This window comes from Ruegeria sp. AM1 (assembly GCF_056540745.1).
In genome coordinates, this window is the sequence record NZ_JBQFXH010000001.1 from 1352498 (window position 1) to 1365072 (window position 12575).

10 protein-coding genes are annotated in these 12575 nt (G+C 59.3%); 6 read left to right on the top strand and 4 right to left on the bottom strand.

Features of this window, described 5'->3' with window-relative positions; translation table 11 throughout:
• The first annotated feature begins 155 nt into the window (after positions 1-155).
• On the top strand, positions 156-1349 hold the full coding sequence (gene kynU, locus ACR0I7_RS06770; protein ID WP_480509456.1) for a kynureninase: 1194 nt from the start codon (positions 156-158) through the stop codon (positions 1347-1349).
• Here kynU and ACR0I7_RS06775 read toward each other — a convergent pair.
• On the bottom strand, positions 1342-1920 hold the full coding sequence (locus tag ACR0I7_RS06775) for a TetR/AcrR family transcriptional regulator (RefSeq protein WP_480509457.1): 579 nt from the start codon (positions 1918-1920) through the stop codon (positions 1342-1344). The two genes, kynU and ACR0I7_RS06775, sit on opposite strands and share 8 nt — an antisense overlap.
• A gap of 99 nt (positions 1921-2019) precedes the next feature.
• Between ACR0I7_RS06775 and ACR0I7_RS06780 the strand changes: the two genes are divergently transcribed.
• Together ACR0I7_RS06780 and ACR0I7_RS06785 are read left to right on the top strand one after the other, a co-directional pair.
• Positions 2020-2484 carry a (2Fe-2S)-binding protein gene (locus ACR0I7_RS06780; RefSeq protein ID WP_480509458.1) on the top strand — a complete coding sequence of 155 codons (465 nt, stop codon included), beginning with the start codon at positions 2020-2022 and terminating at the stop codon, positions 2482-2484.
• Between the two features lie 3 nt (positions 2485-2487).
• Positions 2488-4728, top strand: a complete 2241-nt coding sequence (locus tag ACR0I7_RS06785) for a xanthine dehydrogenase family protein molybdopterin-binding subunit (protein ID WP_480509459.1) — start codon at positions 2488-2490, stop codon at positions 4726-4728.
• A gap of 49 nt (positions 4729-4777) precedes the next feature.
• Here the strand turns inward: ACR0I7_RS06785 and ACR0I7_RS06790 are convergent, their stop codons facing one another.
• The gene (locus tag ACR0I7_RS06790) at positions 4778-5557 is read right to left on the bottom strand and encodes a gamma-glutamyl-gamma-aminobutyrate hydrolase family protein (RefSeq protein ID WP_480509460.1); all 780 of its coding nucleotides are present in this window, start codon (positions 5555-5557) and stop codon (positions 4778-4780) included.
• Positions 5558-5732: 175 nt separating this feature from the next.
• Between ACR0I7_RS06790 and ACR0I7_RS06795 the strand changes: the two genes are divergently transcribed.
• Positions 5733-6677: a phosphatase PAP2 family protein gene (locus ACR0I7_RS06795; protein WP_480509461.1), complete on the top strand. Its 945-nt coding sequence runs from the start codon at positions 5733-5735 to the stop codon at positions 6675-6677.
• Between the two features lie 8 nt (positions 6678-6685).
• Here ACR0I7_RS06795 and ACR0I7_RS06800 read toward each other — a convergent pair whose 3' ends face one another.
• Complete coding sequence (locus ACR0I7_RS06800) at positions 6686-7111, bottom strand: GlcG/HbpS family heme-binding protein (protein ID WP_480509462.1); 426 nt, start codon at positions 7109-7111, stop codon at positions 6686-6688.
• 40 nt (positions 7112-7151) lie between these two features.
• A complete protein-coding gene (locus ACR0I7_RS06805; RefSeq protein ID WP_480509463.1) occupies positions 7152-9287 on the bottom strand; it encodes a malate synthase G in 2136 nt (711 codons plus the stop codon).
• A gap of 183 nt (positions 9288-9470) precedes the next feature.
• Between ACR0I7_RS06805 and pepN the strand changes: the two genes are divergently transcribed.
• Together pepN and ACR0I7_RS06815 are read left to right on the top strand one after the other, a co-directional pair.
• A complete protein-coding gene (gene pepN / locus ACR0I7_RS06810) occupies positions 9471-12023 on the top strand; it encodes an aminopeptidase N (RefSeq protein ID WP_480509464.1) in 2553 nt (850 codons plus the stop codon).
• A 25-nt stretch (positions 12024-12048) separates the two neighbouring features.
• The gene (locus ACR0I7_RS06815; RefSeq protein WP_480509465.1) at positions 12049-12477 is read left to right on the top strand and encodes a hypothetical protein; all 429 of its coding nucleotides are present in this window, start codon (positions 12049-12051) and stop codon (positions 12475-12477) included.
• Positions 12478-12575 lie beyond the last annotated feature (98 nt).

Here is a 12575-nt window from a genome sequence, read left to right on the forward strand (position 1 = left end):
TTTGGCAAAACCTCAGGTTGTCGCATCTCAGGTTTTTTTCATTGAACAGAATTCCATGCCCGCTCAGTGGACCGCCAGATGCGATTATGGACAGGATTAGTCGGATCATGTAGCTGGAATACATCACATAATTCCGCAGACCATGGCGAGCCCTCATGACCGATTTTGCAGCGACCAAGGCCTTGTTTCATCTGCCCGAGGGCCTGTTGTATCTGGACGGAAACTCTCTGGGCCCTCTGCCCAAAACAGCGTCGGCGCAGGTGCAGTCGATGATGCAGGATGAATGGGGGCAAATGCTGATCGCAGGCTGGAACAAGGCCGGCTGGATGGGGCTGCCGACCGATCTGGGTGACCGGATCGGCCGTCTGGTTGGCGCGGAACCCGGCAGCGTGGTCGTCGGAGATACGCTCTCGATCAAGGTCTACCAGGCCGTGGCCTCGGCGCTTGAGCTCAAGCCGCAGCGCCGGATTGTCCTGTCTGACAGCGGCAATTTTCCGTCTGACCTCTATATGGTTGATGGCCTGCTCCGCTCGCTGGGCAGCAATTATGAATTGCGGATTGTGGAACCGGATCAGGTGGCGAACCATCTGACCGAAGAGGTCGCGGTCCTGATGCTGACTGAGGTGGATTATCGATCCGGGCGCAAACACGACATGAAAGCGCTGACTGCCAAGGCACAAGCCAACGGGGCGCTGACGGTCTGGGATCTGGCACATTCGGCGGGGGCGATTCCCGTCGACCTGTCGGGTTGCAATGCCGATTTTGCCGTGGGTTGCACCTATAAATACCTCAATGGCGGCCCCGGCGCGCCTGCGTTCATCTATGTCGCGCCACGTCATGCCACATCAGTCCGACCCGCCCTGTCGGGCTGGCTGGGGCACGAATCCCCCTTTGCATTCGATCTGGAGTATCGGCCCGGCAACGGGATCGAGCGGATGCGCGTTGGCACCCCTCCGGTCATTCAGATGGCTGCCCTTTCGGCTGCGATGGACATCTGGGACAGGATCGAGATGCGCGATATCCGCGCCAAATCCATTGAGCTGACCGAGCTGTTCATTCACCGGGTCGAGGCCACCTGCCCCGATCTGGAACTGGCCAGTCCTCGCGACCCCAAGCAGCGCGGCAGTCAAGTTTCGTTCAGGTTCTCGGACGGATACGCCGCGATGCAGGCGCTGATTGCGCGCGGTGTGGTTGGGGACTTTCGTGCGCCCGACATCATGCGCTTTGGCTTTACACCGCTTTACATCGACGAAAACGATGTCGGGCGGGCCGCCGACATTCTGGCCGACATCATGCGCAATCGGTTGTGGGACGTGCCCGAATACAAAATCCGGCAGCGGGTTACCTGACCTCCAGCGCCGCGCCCAACATGGCGGATAAATGTGCGATACGGTTTTCGTACTCATCCGCCCCCGTCGCAGTCATTTTGATACCTTTGAGCGTTGCGGTGATGGTCTTTGCCGTTTCCTCTGCGCCATCGGTCAGCCGCACACGCCCATTTGCATCCTCTCGCGCCAGCCAGGCAGCAAACAGGGCAGTCAGGTCAGCCTCGCCCTGCTCGACAATATCGGTGGACACGGATTTGCTTGTATCAAGCATCTCAAGCCCATGGGGTGACGCCAGAATTGCAGAAATCCCTTGGGTTTGCGCCTCAATCGCGCGCGTCAACAGCTCGGACACCGACCCTGCCCCGGCCAGTGCCGCAGCGATGGTGATGCGTTTTTCCTCATAATGCAGTTCGGTCAGCCGGCGAACGATGGCCTCTTTGTTCTTATAATACAGATAGACCGCAGGACGGGACATTCCCGCTCCGCGCGCTATGTCATCCATCGAAGTCTTGCGAAATCCATAGGCGGAGAACGCCTGAAAGGCGGACTCCAAGATGGTTTTTTGCCGTGTTTCGTCAGCGTGTTCAGTCATACCCGAACCTCTGACAGTTTTTGTCTATTTTGTCAATTGACACACTGACACTTTTCGAGCATTGTGTCAGAAACCTGCCACAGCCAAGAGAGGTGCGCCATGGCGACCACCCTGAAAATCAACGGAACGTCTCATCAGATCGATCTGCCTGATGATGTTCCCCTGCTCTGGGTCCTGCGGGATGAGGTCGGTCTGACCGGAACAAAATTCGGATGCGGTGTTGCCGCCTGTGGGGCCTGCACGGTGCATATTGATGGCGAAGCTGTCCGATCCTGTCAGGTTGCGTTGTCGGATGTCTGGGGCGACGTCACCACGATTGAAGGCGTCGGTACCCCTCAGTCCATGGCAACCATCCAGCAAGCCTGGGTTGATCATCAGGTGGCGCAATGCGGCTATTGCCAGTCCGGTCAGATCATGCAGGCCGCAGCGTTGCTGGCCGAAAACCCCGCGCCAACCGACGCCGATATTGATGACGCGATGCAGGGCAATCTGTGCCGCTGTGGCACCTATCCCCGCATCCGCGCTGCGATCCATGACGCGGCCGCCAAGTTGAAGGAGGCATAAGCCATGGCAAGTCTTGGTAAAATCGTCCGCCGCACATTTCTGATCGGGTCCGCCGCCATTGTCGGCGGGGTTGCATTCGGGGCCTACTATGTCACCCGTCCGGCCCCCAACCCGCTGAAACCCGGCAAGGGTGAGGCGGCGCTAAGCCCCTTTGTGCTGATCGACCAGAACGGGGTCACCCTGTTCGCCCCGCGGGCCGAAATGGGTCAGGGCGTCAAAACCACATGGGCCGCGCTGATCGCCGAAGAACTGGATGTCGATCTGGATCAGATCACCGTGCTGCACGGCCCGGCAGCAGCAGCCTATTACAATACCGCCATGATCGGTGAAGGTCTGCCGAACAAGGGGTATGACATAACCGATTTTCAGCACAATCTAGGGGAGGCCCTGGGCGTCATCGGCAAAGCCATAAGCCTGCAGGTCACGGGCGGCTCGACCTCAATGAAAGATGGCTATGAGCGGATGCGCGAGGCAGGCGCCTCGGCCCGTGAAACGCTGAAACAAGCGGCCGCAGATCGGTTGGGTGTAGACCGGGATCAGCTCAAAACCGCCTCGGGTCACGTTATCGCGCCGAACGGTGACCAAATCCCCTACACCGATCTGGCTATGGACGCCGCCAAGCTGGATCCTGTCGAAGCCTATCTGCGCGATCCGTCCGAATGGCGTTATCTCGGTCAAACGCAGCCGCGTCTTGATATGGTTGAAAAGGCAACCGGCAATGCCGAGTTCGCTATCGACGTACGCTTGCCGGGCATGAAATTCGCCAGCGTTCGGATGAACCCCAAACTGGGTGGTCCGATGAACAGCTTTGACGACACAGCGGCCAAATCGATGCCGGGGGTCGAAAAGGTGGTCGATTTAGGCGATGGCGTTGCCGTGATTGCCAATAACACTTGGCTTGCGCAGCAGGCGGTCGATGCAATTGACGTTGACTGGGGTGATGCCCCCTATCCTTCTGAAACTCAGGCGATTTTTGCAAAGATTGCAGAGGCTTTCGATGCTGAGCCGAACTCAACCATGCGCGATGATGGGGATGCCGAAACACTACCCGAAGGCGCGACCGAGATTTCGGCGGAATACACAGTGCCTTATCTCGCCCACGCGACGATGGAGCCAATGACCGCCGCGGCACTCTATTCCGGCAACCGGCTGGAGTTCTGGGGCGGCAATCAGGCACCGACGTTCATGCAGATGAAGATCGCTGCTGCTGCCAATCTGGAAACCGAAGCGGTCGACGTTCACACGACCTATCTGGGCGGAGGATTTGGACGGCGCGGTGAGTTTGACTTTGGCGTCATCGCAACCAAAATCGCCATGGCCATGCCCGACACCCCCGTTCTGACGACCTGGAGCCGCGAAGAGGACATGCGCCACGATTTCTACCGCCCCGGCGCGATGGCACGGATGCGGGGCGCGGTGAAAGATGGCAAGGCCGTGCTGATCGACGGCAAGGTCGCCTCGCAATCCTGCACCCATCAGGCGGTCAGCCGTATGACCGGATTTGCGGGCGGTGGCCCCGACAAGGTGCTGGTCGAAGGCTTGTTCAATCAACCCTATGCGGTGCCCAACTATCGGATCAGCGGACATATTGCCGATCTTGAAATCCCTGTCGGTTTCTGGCGCTCGGTCGGCAACAGCCACAACGGCTTCTTCCACGAAACCTTTATGGATGAGATGGCCCACGCCGCAGGTCGCGATCCGCTGGAGTTCCGTCTGGAACTGATGGAAACCGAACATGCCCCCTCTGCCGGATGTCTGAAAGCCGTGCGCGAGATGTCGAACTGGACAGGCAAAACGCCAGACGGTGTTGGCCGAGGTGTCGCCTTCTCGTACAGTTTCGGCACGCCGGTTGCTCAGGTAATCGAAGTGGTTGACGAAGACGGCACCATTCGCATCAACAAAGCCTGGATTGCCTGCGATATCGGGCTGGCGCTGGACCCCGAGAACGTCAAGGCACAGATGTTTGGCGGCATGATGTATGGTCTGTCTGCGGCCTGTTCTGAAGAAATCACATTCTCAGAAGGTGAAGTCGAACAGTTCAACTTCCCCGACTTTGACGCGATGCGGATGCACACAGCGCCAAAGGTCGAGGTACGCGTGCTGGAAACCAACCGTCATATGGGCGGGGCCGGAGAACCGGGCACCCCTCCGTCAATGCCAGCGCTGGGCAACGCATTGTTTGACCTGACCGGAAAACGCGCGCGGACCCTGCCGCTGAACAGCGAATTCAACCTTCTGATCTGACATGGCGCTGCCGGCCCCCAACACAATCGGGGGACGGCAGATCCGCCACTTACGCAGTTTGCCTTAAAGGTGTTGTTCCGGCGCGGTCGGACCAGACTTTCACGGCTTCTCCGAACGCTTCGAACAGCGGCCGCGAAACCGGGTCATTGGCAGCGTCCCATTCGGGGTGCCACTGCACCGACAGGGTAAAGCCTGGTGCATCCTTGATGTAGATCGCCTCCGGCGTACCATCGGGTGCATAGCCATCAATCACAACGCGCTGTCCGACGGTCTTGATCCCCTGCCCGTGCAGCGTGTTGGTCATCACCTCGTGGGACCCGAAGACCTCGTGAAACATCCCACCCTCGTTCAGTGTCACAACGTGGCGCAGGGCAAATTTCTCTTCCAGCGTACCGTCCGGCGGCATCCGGTGGTTCATGCGTCCGGGCAGTTCGCGAATCTCGGGGTAAAGCGTGCCGCCCATGGCCACGTTCACCTCCTGAAAGCCGCGGCAAATACCCAGAAAAGGCTGCCCGCGTTCAACACAGGCGCGCACCAGTGGCAATGTGATCGCATCGCGCGCCCGGTCAAAATCTCCGTGCGCTTCGGTTTCGGGCTCACCATATTCTTCGGGATGCACGTTTGGGCGCCCCCCTGTCAGCAGAAACCCATCGCAAACCTCAAGCAGTTCATCAACGCTCACATAACGTGGGTCCGCCGGGATCAGCAGCGGCAAACAGCCCGAGACATTCCCAACCGCATCAGAGTTCATGGTTCCCCCGGCATGCGTCGGATACTGATCGTTCATCAGGTATGAGTTTCCGATAATTCCGACGACCGGGCGTACCATTCATTCCTCACTCAGTTTGAATATCGCTGTGGCATTGATGCCAAAATCAAACGCGCAATCAAAGTGCATGGGCGCAGCTTGCACTGTGAATTTCTCAACAACTGTCGCCCAGCGCCAAAGATATGCCACAAATTTGGACAATGCAGTCAAAAAGCATGTGATTGAGTGGATTACGATGACAACGACAGTCCGGGACCAAAGTTCAGTTCGGCGCTTCGCACTCACAAAACACCTGAGCCGCCCCGAGATCATTCTTAGCAGTGCGCTGCTGCTGGTGCTTGGCCTGTGCGTTTCGATATCCCTTCTCAAACCACAACCCATTGCATGGAGCGGCTTTGCGCTTGGCCTGACCCCGACCGTTGGTCTGTTTGCCGCCGGAATGTATATTCGCGTGTTCAAAAGCCAGCCGCGCATCGCTCAGCTGGCCATCGCCAACAGCTTTTATCTGGGCTTCATGGGCCTGTGTGCGCTGCTGATCTATCTGCGATTTCCCATAGGGGAACTGACCAACGACCAATGGCTGATGCGCTCGGACGCGATGCTGGGCTATTCCTGGCCCGCCTTCGTTGAAACCGTCGCGTCCTATCCGGCATTCGGCTATGCGCTGCGCTTTGTCTACGGCAGTTCGCTGACGCAGATCTTTCTGATGATCGGGTTCCTTGCGCTGACCGGTAAGGCGCTGCAGCTCAATCAGGCGCTGCTGGCCGGTATCTTCAGCCTGCTGCTGACAACCACGATCTGGTGGATCATCCCCAGCGTCGGACCAACCGTCTTTCACACGCTACCCGAGGGGCTGGAGGACACCATCCAACTGGCAACCAACAGCGCCTATGCCGAGGTTTTGCGTACGCTGTCGGCTCAGGGCCTGACCACAATCGAGCCTTCCAACATCGTCGGCACAATCGCCTTTCCGTCTTATCACACGGTCATGGCGCTGCTTGTGGTCTGGTCGCTGCGCCGCACGGTATTGTTCATACCAGCCCTGGCCGTGAACCTGCTGATGGTGCCGGCGATCCTGTCACATGGCGGGCATCACTTGACTGACATGGCCGGCGGCATCTGCGTCTTTGCATGTGCGGCCTGGCTTGCGACACGTCCCCGCCTGCACCGCAGGGCCTGACCCTAAGGTCAGATCTCTCCGGTCAGCCCGGCAGCTTCGATGCCCGTAAGACCCGCTGTGGCGTCGTTGTCCGAGGTATCGCCGGTCACACCCACCGCACCGATCACCGCGCCCTTGCGGTCGCGCAGCAAAATACCGCCCGGAACCGGAACAACCTGACCGCCGAAAACGCCATTCACTGCTGTCATGAAATAAGGCTGTGCCTCGGCCCGCGCCATCTGGGCCGTACCGGCCATGCCCAGCATCACAGCGCCATAAGCCTTGCCGTGCGCAATCGCAAAACGCCCCGGCGAGGCGCCGTCTTCACGCTCGAACGCGATGACATGACCACCCCCATCCAGCACAACAACAGACAGAGGCTTCAGCTCCATCTCATGCGCCTTTTCAAGGGTTTTACGAATGATGGTACGCGCCTTGCGAAGTGAAACTGACATGGTTTGTCCTTTTGTCGAAACGGTCTCTGATCAGGTTGAGTTATGCGCGGGCGGCTTTCGCCTCCAACCGCCGGGCGTGCAGGACGGGCTCGGTATAGCCCGAGGGCTGCACCCTACCCTTGAACACAAGGTCACACGCGGCCTGAAAGGCAACGCCATCGAAGCCCGGTGCCATGGGTTGATAGGCGGGATCACCCTGGTTCTGACGATCTACAACAGCCGCCATTTTCTGCATGGCTGCCATGACCTTGCCCTCGTCAACCAATTCAGTATGCAGCCAGTTGGCCAGCGCCTGGCTGGATATCCGGCAGGTTGCACGGTCCTCCATCAGACCAACGTCGTTGATGTCGGGCACTTTCGAACAGCCGACGCCCTGATCGATCCAGCGCACCACATAGCCCAGAATGCCCTGTGCGTTGTTTTCAATCTCGCGCGTGATCTCATCATCACTCAGGTTTCTGCCGCCCAGCAAAGGAATGGTCAGCAAATCCGCAAGCGTGCCACGCGCGCCACCGGCCGCGATCTCGTCCTGACGGGCCAGTACATCGACCTTGTGATAATGCGTGGCGTGGAGCGTCGCGGCCGTTGGCGATGGCACCCAAGCGCAGTTGGCCCCTGACATCGGATGGCCGATCTTGGCCTCCAGCATCTCTTGCATCCGGTCCGGCATCGCCCACATGCCCTTGCCGATCTGGGCCTTGCCTTTCAGGCCGCAGGCCAGACCGATATCGACATTGCGATCCTCATAAGACGCGATCCATGGCGTTGCCTTGATGTCATCCTTGGGCAGCATCGGTCCGGCCTCAATCGAGGTGTGGATTTCATCGCCGGTCCGGTCGAGGAACCCGGTATTGATGAACGCAACCCGCGATTTGGCCGCGCGAATGCACTCTTTCAGGTTCGCCGAGGTGCGGCGTTCCTCGTCCATGATCCCCAGTTTCACAGTGTTGCGCAGCAGGCCCAGAATATCTTCGACCATATCGAAGATCTCGACCGCAAACGCGACCTCTTCGGGGCCGTGCATCTTGGGTTTGACCACATAGACGGACCCTTCGACCGAATTACCCCCGTCCCGCTGCAGATCATGCATCGCAATCAGGGTGGTGCAGAGCGCGTCCATCAACCCTTCGCCGATCTCGTGACCTGCGCCGTCCAGCACCGCCGGGTTGGTCATCAGATGGCCCACGTTGCGCACCAGCATCAGCGCGCGCCCTTTCAGCGTTCCGGACGCACCATCGGCGCGCGTAAAGGAAACGTCCCCGGCCAGACGGCGAGTAAAGGTTGTGCCGCCTTTCCAGACCTCTTCGGTCAGGTCGCCCTTCATCAGTCCCAGCCAGTTGCCATAGGCGACCACCTTGTCCTCTGCATCAACGCAGGCCACGGAATCCTCGCAATCCATGATGGTCGACAGGGCAGATTCCAAAAGAACGTCGGCAATCCCCGCCGGGTCGGTGGCGCCGATCTTGCTGGCGGAATCAATCACGATCCGAATATGCAGACCGTTATTCTTCAAAATCACAAAATCAGGCGCGTCGAGCGTGCCGCCATATCCGACAAACTGCCCCGGATCGGCCAGTGCGGGCTCAAGCGCGCCGTCTTTGATGCCAAGCCGGTCTACATCCGCCCAGCCCCCCTCGGCCAATGGCAGCGCGTCATCCAGAAAGGCCCGCGCCCAGGCGATCACATGCGCACCGCGGGCCGCGTCATAGCCCCCGCCCGCAGGCACGTCGCCCAGCGCATCCGTGCCATACAGCGCATCATACAAGCTGCCCCATCGCGCATTGGCCGCGTTCAGCGCGAAACGGGCATTGGTGATCGGCACAACCAGTTGCGGGCCGGGCGTGGCTGCGATTTCCGGATCGACATTGGCGGTTTCGATCTGGAAATCCGGCCCCTCCTGGACCAGATAGCCGATCTCTTGCAGAAAACCCTGATAAGCGGCAGGGTCGATATCCTGCCCTTTGCGGGCGGCATGCCAGCCGTCGATCCGGCTTTGGATATCGGCGCGCTTGTCCAGCAATGCTCGGTTCTTTGGCCCCAGCTCGGCAACCATTTGCGCCAGCCCGGACCAGAAAACATCAGATGTTACGCCCGTGCCGGGCAGAGCCTCACGCTCGATAAACGCGACCAGAACAGGGTCGACCTGCAATCCGCTTCTGGTTTCTCTGCTGCTCATCTGTCGACCCTCCTGAATTGTGTGCCATCGTATACGAACATCAGATAGGGGCAAAGTTTCCGATAGGCAACAAAAGATATTATCAGACACCACTCAACACTCGTCGCCCGGTCGTCGCCCCTGCTTGCAGCCGGATACCGATCCTCTTAACGTCGCCGACATTCACCGAGATGCGAGGCCCCGATGAAAGACGCAGCCCCTACAACCGTTTATCTGAAAGACTACACGCCGTTTGGGTATCTGGTCGAAGATGTTCACCTGACATTTGATCTGGCCCCGCATGCCACACGCGTGACCTCTCGCATCACGTTCCGCCCTAACCCTGAGGCAACAGATCGTACTTTTTTCCTGCATGGCGAGCAGCTGAAACTGATACGTGCCTCGATCAACGGCACCGAAATCGCGCCCGATCTCAGTGGCGAGGGCCTGACGGCAACCGTCCCTGATACCACGTTCATCTGGGAGGCCGAGGTTGAGATTGATCCCGGCAACAACACAGCACTCGAAGGTCTGTATATGTCGAACGGCATGTACTGCACCCAGTGCGAGGCGGAAGGGTTCCGCAAGATCACCTACTACCCGGATCGACCCGATGTGATGTCGACCTTTACCGTGCGCATCAACGGCGATCTGCCGGTGCTGCTGTCGAATGGCAATCCAACCGGTAAAGGGGACGGCTGGGCGGAATGGCGCGATCCGTGGCCCAAACCTGCCTATCTGTTCGCGCTGGTCGCCGGAGAGCTGGTCGCACATGCAGACAGTTTCACGACGCGTTCGGGGCAAAAGGTTGATCTGAACCTGTGGGTCCGTCCCGGCGACGAAGGCAAATGTGACTTCGGCATGGGCGCGCTGAAACGGTCGATGAAATGGGACGAGGATGTCTATGGCCGCGAATACGATCTGGACGTGTTCAACATCGTGGCCGTAGATGATTTCAACATGGGCGCGATGGAGAATAAGGGGTTGAACATCTTCAACTCATCCGCCGTGCTTGCCAGCGCCGAAACCTCGACCGACACCAATTTCGAACGCATCGAGGCGATCATCGCGCATGAATACTTCCACAACTGGACAGGCAACCGCATCACCTGCCGCGATTGGTTTCAGCTGTGCCTCAAAGAGGGCCTGACCGTGTTCCGTGACGCGCAATTCACCTCGGACATGCGCTCGGCCCCGGTCAAACGTATCCACGACGTGATCGACCTGCGCGCGCGGCAGTTCCCCGAGGATAATGGCCCCCTTTCCCACCCGGTACGACCGGAAAGCTTTCAGGAGATCAACAACTTCTATACGTCTACCGTCTATGAGAAAGGTGCCGAGGTCATTGGCATGCTCAAACGGCTGGTGGGTGATGATGCCTACGCCAGGGCGCTCGACCGCTATTTTGACCGCCATGACGGGCAGGCCTGCACGATCGAAGACTGGCTGAAGGTGTTCGAGGATACGACCAGCCGCGATCTCAGCCAGTTCAAGCGTTGGTACAGCCAGTCCGGGACGCCCCGCGTTACGGTGGCCGAAGATTGGGCCGACGGAACATATACCCTGACGCTAAGCCAGTCGACACATCCCACGCCGGGGCAGCCTGACAAGCAGCCACAGGTGATCCCGGTGGCTGTGGGTCTGCTTGGGCCAAACGGGGACGAGGTGCAGGCCACCCAGGTGCTTGAGCTGACCGGAGCCACGCAAAGCTTTACCTTTTCCGGTCTTGCCTCAAAGCCGGTTGCGTCGATCCTGCGCGACTTTTCTGCGCCCGTGATCCTGGACCACGACCCCGGCAACGCTGAACGCGCTTTTCTACTGGCGCATGACACTGATCCAGTGAACCGATGGGAAGCGGGCCGTGCGCTGGCGCAGGACACATTGTTGCGGATGATCAGCGACGATGCCGCACCCAATACCGACTATCTCGAAGGTTTGCAGGCGGTGCTGCGCGACAGCAATCTGGACCCGGCCTATCGCGCGCTGATGCTGGGCCTGCCCACACAGTCCGAACTGGCCGCCGTTCTGCACGAGCGTGGCATCACCCCCGATCCGATGACGATCTGGACCGCCACCGAAACCCTGCGCCAGGCCACCGCGCAGCATCTGCAGGATCTGCTGCCCCGGCTGCACAGCGAGGCCATGGTCGATGCGCCCTACAGCCCTGACGCGGATCAGTCGGGCAAACGCGCCTTGGGCAGCGCCGCACTTGCGCTGACCTCACGGCTGGACGGCGGGGCCAAGGCTGCCGAAGAATATGCCAAAGCGGACAACATGACATTGCAGCTGACCGCGCTCTCGTGCCTGTTGCGGGCGCGCAAGGGCGAAGCCGAGCTTGCAGCCTTCTACGAACAATGGCGCGGTGACCGGCTGGTCGTGGACAAATGGTTTGGGTTGCAGGTCGGGGTGGCCGCTCCGGAAGCCGCGCCGCAGCTTGCGGCAACGCTGACGAGACACCCTGACTTCAATTGGAAAAACCCCAATCGTTTCAGGTCACTGCTTGGCGCTCTTGCCATGAACCACGCCGGATTCCATCAGGCCAGTGGCGCAGGATATGCACTGCTGGCAGACTGGCTGATCCGACTGGACCCGGTGAACCCGCAGACGACCGCGCGCATGTGTTCGGCGTTTCAGACTTGGAAACGCTACGACACAGACCGTCAGGCCCTGATGCGCACGCAACTGACCCGCATAGCAGAGACGCCCAACCTGTCTCGGGATACGACCGAAATGGTCTCGCGCATTTTGGGGGCATGAGACGGCGGATGCAATGAGGCGCGCGATGCCCCCTTTCACGTTCCTTCGACGCAATCGCGCGCGCCGCACGATCATCATCCTGATAGGCGTCTATGGCGCGCTGATCGGGCTGGTGGTGGTCTTTCACGCATCACTCTGGCTGATCGGAGTGCTGGCTCTTGCAACCGTTCCAGCCCTTTGGGATATCGCGCGCGACACCACGGCAGGTCTCAGCCTCAGCGACGCGGGGCTCAGCTGGCATTCTGGGCGAAAAGATGGCCATATTCTACTGAAAGATATAGATTTCCTTCGCTTTGACACCCGATGGGATTTCTCGGTACGGGTGACTGTGACGCTGACCTCGGGCAAGCAAATCCGGTTACCGGATGAATCCACACCGCCCCACAAACAGTTCGAAGAGCTGTTGCAGCAGGCAGGTTTCAGGGTGGAACGCCATCATTTCACTGTTTTCTGAAACGATCACACCTTGTTGATTAAGATTGGCCCCGATTACAGCGTTTTTCCTAATCCCGCCTTGAATTGGGCACAAATCGGGTCCAGATTGCCTAATCA